The sequence below is a fragment of the Vibrio anguillarum genome (genome assembly GCF_003390515.1).
Taxonomy (GTDB): Bacteria; Pseudomonadota; Gammaproteobacteria; order Enterobacterales; family Vibrionaceae; genus Vibrio; species Vibrio anguillarum.
Genome location: NZ_CP031479.1, coordinates 1,970,525 through 1,985,633, shown reverse-complemented (window position 1 = coordinate 1,985,633; position 15,109 = coordinate 1,970,525). Strand labels below are relative to the sequence as shown.

Genomic DNA, 15,109 nt, shown 5'->3' with positions numbered 1-15,109 from the left:
GTATTTAGCTTACACCTAGAACTTAAAACGAGTCGTAAACATCAGCTGATCGCCGTAAGCATCATTGATACGAGCTTCGGCACCGAGAGAGAACAGTTCTGTAGAATGAAAACGGGCATAAACAGACGCAATCCAGTCATCATTGTCATCGATAGAGACAAAGCCACCTTTGCCACCAACTTCCAACTGTGGTCCAAGCCATTGACGTACGCCAAGGTTTAATTCCATTCCTGTATCGGCGCTTTTATTATCGCGGGTATCTACGACGCGTAATAGCATTTCACCCGTGAAGTCAGCCCAGTTGTTAATAGGAGCATGAAAGCCAAAACCTGCGGCTGCGTCAAAATCACCTTCAAACTCAGAGTCTATACGACCAATAACATGTGCATTTGGGTGAATTGATTTGCTCATCGCAGCACCAAAGGTGACTGGACTTGCTCCAATACGAGCTTCGATATAGTCGTAACTAAAATTGCTCATGACGGATGGGCTATTTCGGTCTATTTCTGCCAGTGTTTGGCCTGATGCTAGCAGCAAAGCGGCTGCAATGATTGTTTTACGCATAGTCACTATAAACCTATATTTTTAGTTTATTTCCATGGTCAGTCGCGGAATACCCGCGGTGACATTAAAGAATTTAGACATCATAGTGCATAGATTGACATTGTCGCCATTAAAAAGTGTCATTCTTTTGTTGTCTTCGCAAAAAATAAGCAAAGAGAGTGCCATTTCTTCGTTAGGATATTTTATTCACCAAAACTGATGCGGTTTTGTGCGATCGCATTGAAGATTTTCTCGGCATCCAAGACTCTGGCCCAAGGCATTAAATCTGATTCGTTTTCAATCATATATTGTGTTAATTGATCTTTGATAACATCGCGAAGTTTGTTCCCATCCCAAGGTTTGGCTACATAAAAATGTAGGCTGGCATGATTCACCGCTTCTACGGTGTCTTCTAGCCCTGCTTGGCCTGTTAGTAGTACTTTGCGTGTATGTTGCGTCTCTTCATTGTGGCTTAATTCAATTAAGAAACTAATGCCTGTTTGTTCGGGCATAATGTGATCGCACAAAATTAAAGCCAGCTTGATATTTTGAGCTTGGTGATCGGCAATCACTTCTTTTGCCTCTGCAACAGATTCTGCGGCTTCTAAGATAAAAAACTCTTCAAATTCGTCGAGGTCTTGTATGACGCTGTCCAATACTTCACGTTCATCGTCCACGCATAAGATCAAAAATTTGTTCATGATATTCTCCTTAATCATCAGCACGACAAGTTATCGACTAACTGGCAGCCATACCGTCATTGTCGTGTATTTATCCTGTTCAGATTGAACATCGATCCAACCTTGATGCTGGTGGACTATTTGTTGGCAGACAGAAAGCCCAATACCGAGCCCAAAGTTACCTTCTTTTTTCGTCGTGTAATTTAATGTGAAGATACGCTCTTTCTGCTCGTACGGGATCCCACAACCATTATCCGTGAAACTGATGGTTACAAAAGATTGATTACCCTGTTTTGCTAATGTGGTTGCAATGTGCAGTACGCCATTGGCTGGGAAGGCATCAATAGCGTTGGAAATGAGGTTTGTCCATACTTGTTGTAATGCAATCGGCTGACAGGTAATCAAAGGTAAGTCGGCATACTCTTTCTCAACTTTGTGGCGCTTAAGACGATTTTCGAAAATAACCAGAGTGTCTTCAATACCTTCATGAATATTGACCTTGTGCAGCGCTTCATCATCAGGGCGAGCATACCCTTTAAGGCTTCGTACCATATCGGCGATGCGTTGTGCACAAACATTGATAGAACGAAGTGTACTACCTGTTAGGAAATAGTTTTCTAATTGTTCCAGTGTTTCTAACGTTTTCTCAGGATCGTGCTTAGCCGATTGTCGGAGCGCAAGATCATCATCTAGATTGAGTTTGACCAATTTTTTCGCGATCAAACGATGATGAATTTCATTTTCTATGGCTTTAGCGCGTGCCCGCTCTTCTGATGTAGAAGTAGGTTTGGCTGAAAGTGCATTCCTTAATAGTTGGCTGCCTTTATGTTGCAGATTTTTATGTTCAGTCTCTTGGACTAAGTGCTCAATCTTGTCTGACAATGTTTCGGTTCCACGTAAAATTGCGGCGACAGGATTGTTTAGTTCATGAGCTACGCCTGCAACAAGCTGACCGAGCATGGCCATTTTTTCCCGCTCGATTAATTGCTGATGAGCTGACTCAAGTGATTCGAGCGTTTTTTGTAGTTGCAATTTAGTGTTAATACTGCGTTGTAAGCGGCGGTTAAAATGGCGGAGCAGCAAGTTAGTAAATAGGGGCAATAGCCGAGTATCCGAATGCATGACTTTTGCAAACACATCTCGGTCTAGTTTAATCACATCGGTTTTAGTCAGGGTGACGGCAGTAGAAAAAGATTTCTCACCAGTCACAAAAGACATACCACCGACAATGTTGCCTTTTTTGTGGCGAACCACTTCTCTTTGTTGCCCTAAATCATCTTTTTTATACAGGGCCACTTCACCTTCAGTGATGAACCAAAGAAAGCGGTTCTCTTCTCCCTCTTTGGTAAGAAAGTGATTAGTGGAGTATGTACGGCAGGCGCGAGTTTCATCTTCATTTTCAAAAAATTGGTGTAAAGCACCAATTACTTGTTCAGCCAGTTCTGTATCAGAAAGCTTGTGGTAATCGGAGATAAAACCATCTCGATAACTGCGCATCTTATTATCGATGTGCGCGCGTAAGATGCGCTGTTGATCAAGTACGGTGCTGTAGTTGAGAATGTTGTCTTTATCGTGATCTAAGATGTAGGTCGTGAGCTCTTTTTGGACGGTTTTATAGAGCACGTTATTTTGTAGTGGCTTAGTGAGGCAGTGATCTAATCGCCCCTCATTGACGGCGGTGAGAATGGCTTGAATATCTTGTCCGCAGCTTATCAGCACTTTCCGCGCTGAACGCGTGTGGATTGATTTATCGAGTTGAGTCAAAAAATCCGCACCATCAAACTGCTCATGGTGACTGGCAATGACCAATGCAATCGTTTGTTGCTGTTCGTGCAAATATTCTAGGGCTTGCTCAGCTTCATCTATGGTGTCCGCTGTATGAAGATCAAATTTAGTGGCGAACGGAGCTAACTCAGCTCGCAACTGTTCTGTGCTGATTGGGTTATTGTCTAAACAAAGTAGTGCGTAATGGTTCACACAAGCCTCTACTGTCATCGCTGTTTTGACTACTGTAGCAAGTATTACGCAGTGGGTTTGAGAGCTAGGTTTTAGAATTTCTCATCACATCTTAGCAATACTCTGACCTAACTCCATGTTTTGGTTTTCAATTGTTTACGGTAGACTGGGTAAAATCTTCAGGAATGGAACACTATGAAACAGTTAAAAATCATTGGTGCGGTTGGTGGTGCTATCTTCTTAGCAGCATGTTGGCCGTTGGCTGTCGGGCAAATCGGTGAAAAGGTGATCACTAACGGTATTGCAAATATCTCTTCAGGTTCAATCGAGGCGGACATTGTCAGTTATAAGCGTGGTTACTTTTCATCAACCGTGCAAACCCGCTATCAGATTGCAGATAAAACGCTCAAACAACAGTTTGTTGCCGATGGTTTACCGACCCAAGTTTTAGTCAATAGCGAAGTTAAGCATGGCCTGTTGAGTTTAACAGCAACATCCGTTATTGCTGATCAAGAAAATCTACCATTGACGATGACCAGTATCACGCAGTTGAATGGCAATACTCAATACACTGTGGCGCTAGACAGTTGGCACTACCAAAGTGAAGATGGCGAGATGACGTTCTCGACAACGCCCGCCACATTGAAAGGTGATATTTCGGTGCTAGGTGAAATCACTTATCAACTGAATGTTCCTTCTGTTGAGTTGGATTTTACCAGTGGTGAAAAAATGATGCTTTCACAGCTAACTGGTCAAGGTATAGGTAAACAAGATAAAGGCTTCTGGCTAGGACAACAGTCATTGGCGTTAGCAAAAATTAATCTTGTCGATGGCCTAGGTGAAAATACGCTGAGTATGGACAACATGCGTTATTCCTTTGATTCGGTATTAAAAGGAGAGCCTTCTCGTTTTGATAGTAATCACTTGATTGAGATGGATAAATTAACTTATAGCGAAGGCGAGGTGAAGGACCTCAATCTTGATTTTACCTTGGGTGATTTAGATGGTGACGCTTTTGAGAAGCTCTCAACGCTTTACCAAAACAGCCCAGAACTTTCTGATGAGGACATTCAGCAAGCACTACCTTATGTGCAATCATTATTCGAGAAAGGTTTTTATCTATCGATGAATAAAATGGCGCTAAAAGTTGGCCAAGGTGAGTTTGAATCAAACTGGAAGATAGCGGTTCCTGAAGGGACAAATAATGTGGTGCAAGATCCGAGTACCATTTTACCAGCCTTAACCGGCCACATTGATACCTTCATTTCTGACCAGCTGGTTGAAGATTTTCCTTTTATCCAGCAAGGTATTGATGAGCTTGTTGTGATGGAAATTATGCAGCAAACCGATCAAGGATATCGACTCCAAGCTGAACTTAAAGAGGGCAACTTGGAATTTGAAAATGGCAACCAAATGCCGCTATTGACACTATTACTTCCGGCATTGATGCGATAGCGAACGGCGCTCAAGCAAACGATTTCGCGAGTTTTAGCAATCAGTAAGAGAAAAGAGCCGATAGAAGCTCTTTTCTCGCTTTTTATCCACATCAAAAAGTGGTATTAATCACATTAATTGTCGATAGCAGGAGCAAGGAACTCATGGAATCAAATCAAGCGGGCCCAGTCTATAATTTCAGCGCAGGCCCAGCAGCCTTACCTAAAGCCGTGATGGAAAAAGCGCAAGCCGAGTTTATTAACTGGAACGAGCTTGGCACGTCCGTTATGGAAATTAGTCATCGCAGTAAACCTTTTATTCGCGTTGCTCAAGAAGCGGAGCAAGATCTGCGAGATTTGCTTAATATCCCGAGTAATTACAAAGTATTATTTTGTCAGGGTGGAGCGCGCGCTCAGTTTGCGGCGGTGCCTTTAAACTTATTAGGCGATGCGACTAAAGCGACCTATATTGATGCGGGTTACTGGGCTGAAAGTGCGGTCAAAGAAGCGAAGAAATATTGTGAAATCGATGTTTTCAACGCCAAAGTGACTAAAGAGGGCAAAACAGCGGTATTACCAGCCAGCGAATGGAAAATCGATCCTGAGTCGGCTTACGTGCATTTTTGTCCGAATGAAACGATAGATGGTATTGAGATTAATGATTTACCAGATACAGACAAACCGATTGTAGCTGATATGTCATCTACGATTTTGTCGCGCCAAATAGACGTCTCAAAGTACGGAGTCATTTATGCGGGAGCGCAGAAAAACATTGGGCCAGCGGGGATCTGTATTGCGATTGTTCGTGATGATTTGCTTGATTTAGCCAGTGATGTGCTACCGACTATATTGAATTATAAAGTGCAAGCTGAACAAGATTCTATGTTCAACACGCCGCCTACGTTTGCGTGGTATTTGTCGGGTCTCGTGTTCAAGTGGCTAAAAGGGCAGGGTGGTGTCGCTGCGATTGAGAAAATCAACCGCGAGAAAGCAGCGCTGCTTTATAACGCAATTGATGAGTCACCTTTCTATCGCAATACCATTCACCCAAACAACCGTTCACTGATGAATGTGCCTTTCCAATTAGTGAAACCAGAGTTGGATAGTACGTTTTTAGAGTTGGCTGAAGCACGTGGTTTAGTCTCGCTGCAAGGTCACCGAGTCGCGGGTGGTATGCGTGCCTCGATTTACAATGCGATGACACTGGAAGGCGTTCAAGCCTTAGTTGATTTTATGCAAGAGTTTGAACAGCAATACGCCTAACGTTTTTTATGGTATCAAAAACGATATAACATAAAATACGACCTTAAAAAACAAAGCCCACTAAGTGGGCTTTGTCATTAATCGGCTAGATTGAAGAGCATTACAATTTGTCGGTTAACTCAATCGCTTGGCCAATGTAGTTGGCTGGTGTCATCTCTTTCAAGCGTGCTTTTTCAGCTTCAGGTAGCGCAAGGCCATCAATAAAGTGGCGCATTGCTTCACCATCGACTCGCTTACCGCGCGTGAGTTCTTTCAATTTTTCGTACGGTTTTTCGATGCCGTAGCGGCGCATAACCGTTTGCACTGGTTCAGCAAGGACTTCCCAGTTTTTATCGAGCTCAGCAAGCAGCGCATCACGGTTCACTTCCAGTTTACTGATCCCTTTTAGCGTTGAAGTGTAGGCGATGATCGCATAACCAACACCCACACCAAGGTTACGCAGCACGGTTGAATCTGTTAAGTCACGTTGCCAGCGAGAGATAGGCAGCTTTTGTGCTAGGTGATTGAACACGGCATTAGCAAGGCCTAGGTTGCCTTCTGAGTTTTCAAAATCGATCGGGTTGACTTTATGTGGCATTGTCGATGAGCCAATTTCACCCGCAATGGTTCTTTGTCTGAAGTGGCCCAAAGCGATATAGCCCCAAATGTCACGATCGAAGTCGATCAGAATAGTATTGAAGCGGGCAACGGCATCAAATAGCTCTGCGATGTAATCATGCGGCTCAATTTGTGTGGTGTAAGGGTTCCACGCCACACCTAGCGATTCAGTGATAAACTCTTCGCTAAAGGTATGCCAGTCGAGTTCTGGATAGGCTGAAAGGTGAGCGTTGTAGTTACCTACTGCGCCGTTTACTTTTGCGAGAATCTCGATATTGGCAATCTGCTTATATTGGCGTTCCATACGGTACGCTACGTTAGCCATCTCTTTACCCATAGTACTTGGTGATGCTGGCTGTCCGTGGGTACGAGACAATAACGGAATATCGCGATACTCTTCTGCTAAGTGACGAATCGCATCAATAATGTTGCGCATTTCAGGAAGAAGCACGGTATCACGCGCTTCTTTGAGCATTAGCGCGTGAGATGTGTTGTTGATATCTTCTGAAGTACAAGCAAAGTGAATGAATTCATTAACGGCGTGCAGCTCAGGAACACCCGCTACTTTTTCTTTTAAGAAATACTCTACAGCCTTAACATCATGGTTCGTTGTGCGTTCAATTTCTTTAATACGAGCGGCATCTTCTTCGCTAAAATTGTCTGCTATCGCATTAAGAAATTGATTGGCTTCATCACTGAATGCTGGAACTTCGGCAATTCCAGCAGTGGCTGAAAGCTTCTGTAACCAACGAATTTCAACAATGGTCCGATACTTGAGGAGACCAAACTCACTAAAGATACTGCGTAACGCAATCGTTTTACTTCCGTAGCGGCCGTCTACCGGTGAAACAGCAGTCAAGGCTGACAGTTCCATGTTTTTCTCCTGAATTTTGAGGTTAAGTGTGAGAGTGAATTCTTTGCGTCAATATTAGACTCGAGCTAATAAAATCTGAGCTTGTTCGATCATTTTCTTACGACCGAAGATCAGATGGCGACGCTTTCCTCCAACCTGACGCCACAAGACAGCGCAACGAATTCCTGAAAGGAGTAAGGCGCGCACTTTGTGCTGGGTTGAAGTTTGTTGAAGTATGGTAGGGGTTCCAGTGACTTGGATTCTCGGGCCAATAGGGCTGATAACATCCAAGTAGATACTGGCAAGGTTGCTGATCATCTGATCATCAAGCAAGTCAAAGTGGTTGACTTGACGTTCAATCGTTTGAATACGATCGCCCAGCTGTGACATCGCATCACGACGAGCGCTTAATTTACGCTCTAATGCCATCAGGCTAATGATATAGCGAGTGATTTCACTCCCTGATGGCGTGCTATCAATACCTTTCACCAAACATTCGAGGCCAATTTTTAAGTTGGCCTCAGAGCCGAAGACATCAAGTGTATTGTTTGGATTAGTACTTAAGATAGCCGTTAGAGAAGTTTCAAACGCGTCTGAATCACAGTGACCATTTTTTGCTACGTGTTGCACTAAAGCGACAGCTTGGCAGATACCCGCAAAAGCGATGGTACGGTCATAAAGGGTGTTAGCCACGTTTATTACTCCTAAGTTGTTTAAATTCGCTGCTCAATAATTCCACCGCCAAGACACACATCGCCTTGATAGAAAACCGCGGATTGACCAGGCGTGACGGCCACTTGTGGCTCATCAAAAATGACTTTAATGTTTTCATCATCAATAGGGATGATGGTACACGCTATATCCGTTTGACGGTAACGTGTTTTTACCGTGCAGCTTAGCGTTGCTTGGATTGGTGTACGATCAACCCAGTGTAATTGGGAAGCGATCAAGCCATGAGATTTCAATAATGGGTGATCAGCGCCTTGGACTGCAATCAAAACGTTACGTTTAAGATCTTTATCAGCGACATACCATGGGTCTTCGTTACCGCCACCGCCTTTTTGGCCACCAATGTGTAACCCTTTGCGTTGACCTAAAGTGTGGTACATCAGGCCTTGATGTTCACCAATAACGAGACCTTCTGGTGTTTCAATTTTACCCGGTTGTGCTGGTAAATAGCGAGACAAGAAGTCGGTAAATTTGCGCTCGCCGATGAAACAGATACCAGTTGAATCTTTTTTCTTCGCCGTCACCAAACCTTGTTCTTCCGCAATGCGTCGAACTTCGGGTTTTTCTAAATCACCGACAGGAAATAAGCTACGAGCCACTTGTTCATGGCTTAATGTATAGAGGAAGTAGCTTTGGTCTTTGTTGTTGTCCAAGCCGCGCAGCATTTTTGGTTTGTCATTACCTTCAGGGAAGGTGCGTCGAACATAGTGGCCCATGGCGATATAATCGGCATCTAGCACTTCATCTGCAAACTCTAAAAAGGCTTTAAACTTGATTTCTTTGTTACAAAGAATGTCTGGGTTGGGAGTTCGCCCTGCTTTATATTCCTCAAGGAAATATTCAAATACGTTGTCCCAATATTCGGCGGCAAAATTAATGGTATGAAGAGGGATGTCTAACTTATCGCACACGGCTTGTGCATCGGCTAAATCTTCCGCCGCTGTACAATATTCCTCGTTATCATCTTCTTCCCAGTTCTTCATGAACAGGCCTTCGACTTGATAACCTTGCTCTTTGAGAAGATACGCCGAAACGGAGGAGTCAACGCCACCGGACATGCCGACGATGACTTTCTTTTGGCTGTTTGCGCTGCGGTTGTCTGACATTACTTAATACCACTCAATTGACTTGGTCGCAGATTCTAGCAGAAAGATTTTCGTCGCGACAGATCCGAGACAGCAATCACACTTCTATCTGGTTTAATTGGCGTCGTATCTGTCAATGTCAGCAGAAATTAGTTTTAGAATTCTACAATGGCTTATGGCATAGTGCGTGCCATTTTAAAGCGTAATAAAAGGCCACAAAATGCAAGATGACAATCAGATTATGGATGACGCATTCCTCATCGAAACAGTAGAGAATCAACTCGCGGACGGAAATCCGTTAAAGGTCAAAGAAACCTTGATGCGCTTGATGATGACAGGTCACTCAAGGGAGGATGCCGTTGCCTCTATTGCTTGTGCGCTTGCAATTGAGATTTTTGATGTGATGAAAAACGAAGGGCAATTTGACCTAAAACGCTATTCAGAGCATTTAGATAGGTTACCTGATCTCAGCTTTATGGAAGGTGAATAAAAATAATCAAGAGCAAACGTTTGCTATAATTGCCTTAGTTGCCGCGCTAATGGGTGCGCGGTAGAATCGCGCATCTTTTTCTCCTCTACTCAGACTGACGTTATGAAATTTCCTGGCCAACGCAAATCAAAGCATTACTTTCCTGTTCATGCACGTGACCCACTTGTTATCCAAGCACAAGAAAATAAAAAAATGTCACGTACACATATTATTGGTATCGACCAGACCTTGGTGGATATAGAAGCGAAAGTAAATACTGACCTCATCGAAAAATATGAGCTTAGTAAAGGCCATTCGTTAGTGATTGACGATCAGAAGGCCGAAGCTTTGTACACTGAGCTCAAACAAAATGGTCTGATTACTAACGAATATGCTGGGGGAACGATTGGCAACACATTACACAATTATTCGGTGCTGGCAGATGATCGCTCAACGTTGTTAGGTGTGATGAGCCAAGATATAAAAATTGGTAGCTACGGTTATCGTTATTTATGTAATACATCAAGTCGGATGGATCTGAATTATTTACAAGCGGTCGATGGAGCGATTGGGCGCTGCTTTGCCTTGATCACAGAGGATGGAGAAAGAACCTTTGCTATTAGTGAAGGGCAAATGAACCAACTTCGCGCAGAAAGTGTTCCAGAAAAAATATTTAAAAGTGCTTCAGCCTTAGTACTGACTGCTTATTTAATTCGCTGCAAAACTGGTGATCCAATGCCAGAGGCAACAATGAGAGCGATTGAATATGCTAAGAAATATGATGTACCTGTTGTTTTAACCTTAGGTACTAAATTTGTTATTCAAGATGACCCTCAATTTTGGCAAAATTTTTTGCGTGATCATGTCACTGTTGTTGCCATGAATGAAGATGAAGCCGAAGCATTAACCGGGGAAAGTGATCCTCTTGCAGCGTCAAATAAAGCTTTAGATTGGGTCGATCTTGTATTATGCACCGCAGGCCCAGTCGGTTTATTTATGGCAGGATATACTGAAGATGCGGCGAAACGTGAAACATCGTTGCCACTATTACCTGGTTCTATTGCTGAATTCAATCGTTATGAATTTAGTCGCCCAGCATCAAAAATAAGTTGTGAAAATCCGATACGTGTTTATTCTCATATTTCACCGTATATGGGTGGGCCTGAGAAAATTAAAAATACTAATGGTGCGGGAGATGCGGCGTTGTCGGCATTGCTGCATGATATGGCAGCCAATAAATATCATAAAGAGAACGTCCCTAATTCGAGCAAGCATCAGAATAACTTTTTAACCTATTCATCCTTCTCGCAAGTTTGCAAATATTCCAACCGTGCCAGTTATGAGGTGCTAGCCCAGCATTCACCTCGTCTGTCACGTGGTTTACCTGAACGTGAAGACAGCTTAGAAGAAGCGTATTGGGAAAGATAAAAGATTAAAATAATAAAAAGGCTCCGTTAGGAGCCTTTTTATTTGCTAAAGAGTTATTAAATCTCGAATTCTTCTAGAGATTTACCTGCATCAAGTTGCTCTTGAATTGCAGAAGGTGTGCGACCTTGACCTGTCCATGTTTTTTCTTGGCCATTGGCATCAAGATATTTGTATTTTGCTGGACGAGGTGCGCGTTTGCCTTGAACTTTAACTTTGTTCTTAGTTTCACCAGAAAGTGCAGAAATTAATGCGCTTACATCAATACCGTCTTTGGCAATCTGTTCTGCAATCGCAGCCAGCTTCGCTTCTTGTTCTGCGCGAGCAGAGCGTTCTTCTTCTTCCGCTTCTCTGCGTTCTTGAACAACGATCGTTAATTTATCTAGTGCTTCTTCAAGCTGCTCTAGAGTGAGTTCACGGGAAAAAGCGCGTAGGCTACGAATATTAAGTAGAGTTTTTGTTAATTCAGACATGACTATTCCTATTTGATTTAATTTAGTCGACACAGCAATAATAAACTGCTGAATTGGTACTTACAATATTAGATTCAAATATTAATGAAAATTTTATAGATAAATAAAAATCAAAAAAATATGAACTTGTTAGTGATGAGCTAATTTCATACATAAGTAGTAGTATCAAGAAGATCATCAATGATTTTTAGATAGACTTATAATTAATGTTTTTTATTATAATCTTCGTGATATTCATTGCACCACATTATGAAAGAAGTCTCAATGTTTCTTAATGAATGTGACCAATAATTGATGCACTTTGATGACATGATCGGTTGCAATGCATTCGTTGTTAAGTACAATGTCATTTACCTAAAGCGAAGTAAGACATTTATCATTGTTAAAATGACTTAATAACGGTGATTTATTGTACTTTCTTTGACGTAGAGGTGCGGTAAAAAATAGTAACTTTTGTTGGGGTAATGCCAATGAACAAAAGTGAAAGGTTTTATCGCCGAAGTAAGTATGCACATTAAAGCAGCTTGCTGGGGTTGTATTCGAATAGGAACAACACTGCCATAGTCTATTCTTTTTTTAAACTATGGAGCGCTACTGTAGGGTTGGGTGAAGTGTTCGCTTCCCTTTCGCTTAGTTCAACATGAATTACGTGGTTATCTTAGCTCGTAATTTGTCTGCAGTAGATCTCTAACCATTTACTTACTGGTTTTTGAAGATCATGAATTTAATCGATTTTGCATCATCTCCTCTGTCGCTGTTACCGCCTCTGGTAGCATTAAGTTTGGCTGTTCTTACACGCAGAGTACTTGTTTCATTAGGTGTCGGTATTGTATTAGGCGCGGTATTACTCGCGGATTATTCTTTTGGTAGTGCATTCAGTTATGTTGCTACTAAGGTATCAAGCGTCTTTGTTGCTGATGGCGGCATTAATACTTGGAATATGAGTATCGTCGGATTTTTGCTTTTATTAGGTATGATGACCGCGCTATTAACTTTGTCTGGCGGTACTCGTGCTTTTGCCGAATGGGCACAAGTCCGCGTAAAAAGTAAACGTGGCTCAAAACTGCTGGCGGCATTTTTGGGTGTGTTTATTTTCGTTGATGATTATTTTAACAGTTTAGCCGTAGGTTCTATTTCTCGTCCTGTGACTGACCGCTTTTATGTATCTCGCGCTAAACTTGCCTATATCCTTGATTCAACTGCAGCACCAATGTGCGTTGTGATGCCAGCTTCTAGCTGGGGCGCGTACATTATGACGATTATTGGCGGTATTCTCGTTTCTCACGGGATTACCGAATATTCGGCATTGGGCGCGTACATGCGTTTAGTACCAATGAATTTTTATGCCATTTTTGCATTACTGATGGTGTTTGCGGTGGTGTGGTTCCAATTAGATATTGGTCAAATGCGCCAGCATGAAATTAATGCCTCCCAAGGCCGTGGATTTGACGACGCAAATGAAAACGATAGCCAAGACGCACATGAGTTAAATGAAGAGCTTGATATCAAAGAGAGCGAACATGGCAAAGTGTTGGATCTGGTTCTGCCTATCGTATTACTCATCATTGCAACGGTTTCAGCCATGTTATTTACGGGTGGTCAATCTTTAGCCGCAGACGGTAAAGCATTTGATCTACTGGGTGCGTTTGAAAACACCAATGTCGGCGCTTCATTGATTTACGGCGGGCTAGTTGGCTTGGCGATGGCTCTGTTTACTGTATTTAAGCAAAAGCTGCCAATGAATGACATCAGTAATACATTGTGGATCGGTGCTAAATCGATGTTTGGTGCGATTTTGATCCTGATTTTTGCGTGGACAATTGGCTCTGTTATTGGGGACATGAAAACCGGTGCGTACATGTCATCTTTGGTTCAAGGTAATATTGATCCGCATTGGCTACCGGTCATCTTATTCTTACTATCGGGCGTGATGGCGTTTTCAACCGGCACTTCTTGGGGAACGTTTGGCATCATGTTGCCCATTGCTGGAGATATGGCTGCGGCGACCGATATCGCTCTAATACTCCCTATGCTGAGCGCGGTGCTCGCTGGTTCCGTTTTTGGTGACCACTGTTCTCCTATTTCTGACACCACCATTTTATCGTCGACAGGCGCGCGTTGTAACCATATCGATCACGTTGCGACACAATTGCCGTATGCACTGGCTACGGCCTTGGTTTCGAGTGTCGGTTTTGTTGTTTTAGGAATGACAGCGTCAGTGCTGATCTCGTTGGCTTGTGCCTCTGTTGCATTTATCATTGTGTGCATGATTATGGCCGCTATGGCGAAATCAAAAATGACACATTGCGAGACGTTGTAGCCGTATTTTGGTTAAATAGAGTTGATAAAAGGGAAACGAAAGTTTCCCTTTTTTATTACTGGTGCACGACGGCGAAAAAAGATTTTAAAAAAGCAAAATTTTTAGTTGAAAAAGAACATCAGCTTGGTTAGTGTGGAGTCAAGACAGCAAACCAATAAGAGCTGATAAGTATGCGTAATTTTGTAATGAACATTCATCATCACCATCACCCTAAATAATCTTTCGGGGAGATGTACGCATACCCGGGAGGCAGGAAACTCCCGGTGGTTAAGTCAAAGCATTTAGATTAAAACCCTCGGGAGAACGCAAATCTCCCGAGGGTTTTTTCATTTTGCTTTAACTCAATTCCAAATACATTCAATACATTGCACAGGGAAATTGTCATGCAAACACAACGCCTAAGAATTGCCATCCAGAAGAAAGGCCGCTTGAGCTCAGAGTGCCAAGACCTACTTAAAAAATGCGGCGTGAAATTCAATATCATGGGTGAGCGTCTTGTCGTTCACTCTCTCAATATGCCGATCGACCTACTGCTAGTGCGTGATGACGACATACCCGGGCTGGTGATGGACGGTGTGGTTGATCTCGGTTTCATTGGTGAGAATGAACTGGAAGAGGTGCGTTTAGAACGCTTGTCGCAAAATAAGAAAAGTGAGTTTGTTTCACTGCGCCGTCTTGATTTTGGTGGTTGCCGCTTATCCATCGCGATCAATAAAGATCAGCAATACAACGGTCCTCAAGATTTGGCGGGTAAACGCATCGCCACAACTTATCCGCAGCTACTCAAAGCGTACATGGATGAAAAGGGCATTGATTTTAGCACTTGTGTGCTCACAGGTTCTGTTGAGGTTGCGCCACGAGCTGGCCTAGCTGATGCGATTGCTGACCTTGTTTCTACCGGCGCAACATTAGAAGCGAATGGTCTCAAAGAGGCTGAAGTTATCTTCCAATCCAAAGCAACACTCATTCAGCGTCAAGGTGAATTCAGTGAAGATAAGCAAGCATTGATTGCTCGTTTATTGACGCGTATGCAAGGCGTGATTCAAGCCAAAGAGTCCAAATACATCATGCTGCATGCCCCGGTTGATCAATTAGAAGCGATTAAAGACTTACTTCCGGGAGCGGAAGACCCAACAGTGCTGCCTTTATCGGCGGAGAAAAATCGTGTTGCAGTACATGTGGTCAGTACCGAGAACCTATTTTGGGAAACCATGGAGCGCCTAAAAGCATTAGGGGCGAGTTCTATTTTGGTTTTACCTATCGATAAAATGATGGAGTAACGG

Annotated in this window: 13 protein-coding genes, 1 riboswitch and 1 other annotated feature; of the genes, 6 read left to right on the top strand and 7 right to left on the bottom strand. The window is 42.9% G+C overall.

Annotation, left to right across the window (positions count from 1 at the left end; genetic code table 11):
* Positions 1 to 15 precede the first annotated feature (15 nt).
* The 3 genes from DD616_RS12555 to DD616_RS12545 form a co-directional block, all read right to left on the bottom strand.
* Positions 16 to 564 (bottom strand): hypothetical protein, encoded by a 549-nt coding sequence (locus tag DD616_RS12555; RefSeq protein ID WP_026027603.1) that lies wholly within the window; start codon positions 562 to 564, stop codon positions 16 to 18.
* Between the two features lie 182 nt (positions 565 to 746).
* Positions 747 to 1,244 carry a response regulator gene (locus DD616_RS12550; RefSeq protein ID WP_026027604.1) on the bottom strand — a complete coding sequence of 166 codons (498 nt, stop codon included), beginning with the start codon at positions 1,242 to 1,244 and terminating at the stop codon, positions 747 to 749.
* A gap of 30 nt (positions 1,245 to 1,274) precedes the next feature.
* Positions 1,275 to 3,200 carry an ATP-binding protein gene (locus tag DD616_RS12545; protein WP_208871747.1) on the bottom strand — a complete coding sequence of 642 codons (1,926 nt, stop codon included), beginning with the start codon at positions 3,198 to 3,200 and terminating at the stop codon, positions 1,275 to 1,277.
* A 174-nt stretch (positions 3,201 to 3,374) separates the two neighbouring features.
* Between DD616_RS12545 and DD616_RS12540 the strand changes: the two genes are divergently transcribed.
* Both DD616_RS12540 and serC read left to right on the top strand, forming a co-directional pair.
* Positions 3,375 to 4,634: a DUF945 family protein gene (locus DD616_RS12540; protein ID WP_208871746.1), complete on the top strand. Its 1,260-nt coding sequence runs from the start codon at positions 3,375 to 3,377 to the stop codon at positions 4,632 to 4,634.
* A gap of 143 nt (positions 4,635 to 4,777) precedes the next feature.
* A complete protein-coding gene (gene serC, locus DD616_RS12535; RefSeq protein ID WP_208871745.1) occupies positions 4,778 to 5,875 on the top strand; it encodes a 3-phosphoserine/phosphohydroxythreonine transaminase in 1,098 nt (365 codons plus the stop codon).
* 100 nt (positions 5,876 to 5,975) lie between these two features.
* Here the strand turns inward: serC and purB are convergent, their stop codons facing one another.
* Genes purB through mnmA form a run of 3 tightly spaced genes read right to left on the bottom strand, consistent with a single transcriptional unit; the run spans position 5,976 to position 9,160 of the window.
* Positions 5,976 to 7,346, bottom strand: a complete 1,371-nt coding sequence (gene purB, locus DD616_RS12530; RefSeq protein WP_013857106.1) for an adenylosuccinate lyase — start codon at positions 7,344 to 7,346, stop codon at positions 5,976 to 5,978.
* 54 nt (positions 7,347 to 7,400) lie between these two features.
* Positions 7,401 to 8,018 carry a high frequency lysogenization protein HflD gene (gene hflD, locus DD616_RS12525; protein ID WP_013857105.1) on the bottom strand — a complete coding sequence of 206 codons (618 nt, stop codon included), beginning with the start codon at positions 8,016 to 8,018 and terminating at the stop codon, positions 7,401 to 7,403.
* A gap of 20 nt (positions 8,019 to 8,038) precedes the next feature.
* Positions 8,039 to 9,160, bottom strand: a complete 1,122-nt coding sequence (mnmA, locus tag DD616_RS12520) for a tRNA 2-thiouridine(34) synthase MnmA (RefSeq protein WP_017043901.1) — start codon at positions 9,158 to 9,160, stop codon at positions 8,039 to 8,041.
* Between the two features lie 199 nt (positions 9,161 to 9,359).
* Here mnmA and DD616_RS12515 point away from each other — a divergent pair, with 199 nt between their 5' ends.
* Both DD616_RS12515 and DD616_RS12510 read left to right on the top strand, forming a co-directional pair.
* Positions 9,360 to 9,629: a hypothetical protein gene (locus DD616_RS12515; protein ID WP_013857103.1), complete on the top strand. Its 270-nt coding sequence runs from the start codon at positions 9,360 to 9,362 to the stop codon at positions 9,627 to 9,629.
* A gap of 102 nt (positions 9,630 to 9,731) precedes the next feature.
* Positions 9,732 to 11,036 (top strand): inosine/guanosine kinase, encoded by a 1,305-nt coding sequence (locus tag DD616_RS12510; protein WP_013857102.1) that lies wholly within the window; start codon positions 9,732 to 9,734, stop codon positions 11,034 to 11,036.
* A gap of 56 nt (positions 11,037 to 11,092) precedes the next feature.
* Here the strand turns inward: DD616_RS12510 and DD616_RS12505 are convergent, their stop codons facing one another.
* A complete protein-coding gene (locus DD616_RS12505; RefSeq protein WP_017043902.1) occupies positions 11,093 to 11,506 on the bottom strand; it encodes an H-NS histone family protein in 414 nt (137 codons plus the stop codon).
* Positions 11,507 to 11,924: 418 nt separating this feature from the next.
* A riboswitch (Lysine riboswitch) is annotated at positions 11,925 to 12,108 on the top strand.
* A 116-nt stretch (positions 12,109 to 12,224) separates the two neighbouring features.
* Here DD616_RS12505 and DD616_RS12500 point away from each other — a divergent pair.
* Positions 12,225 to 13,826, top strand: coding sequence for a Na+/H+ antiporter NhaC family protein (locus DD616_RS12500; RefSeq protein ID WP_026028031.1), 1,602 nt, complete (start codon positions 12,225 to 12,227; stop codon positions 13,824 to 13,826).
* A 193-nt stretch (positions 13,827 to 14,019) separates the two neighbouring features.
* Positions 14,020 to 14,156 (top strand) — a sequence feature (His leader region).
* A 53-nt stretch (positions 14,157 to 14,209) separates the two neighbouring features.
* Positions 14,210 to 15,106, top strand: coding sequence for an ATP phosphoribosyltransferase (gene hisG / locus DD616_RS12495; RefSeq protein WP_026027608.1), 897 nt, complete (start codon positions 14,210 to 14,212; stop codon positions 15,104 to 15,106).
* Positions 15,107 to 15,109 lie beyond the last annotated feature (3 nt).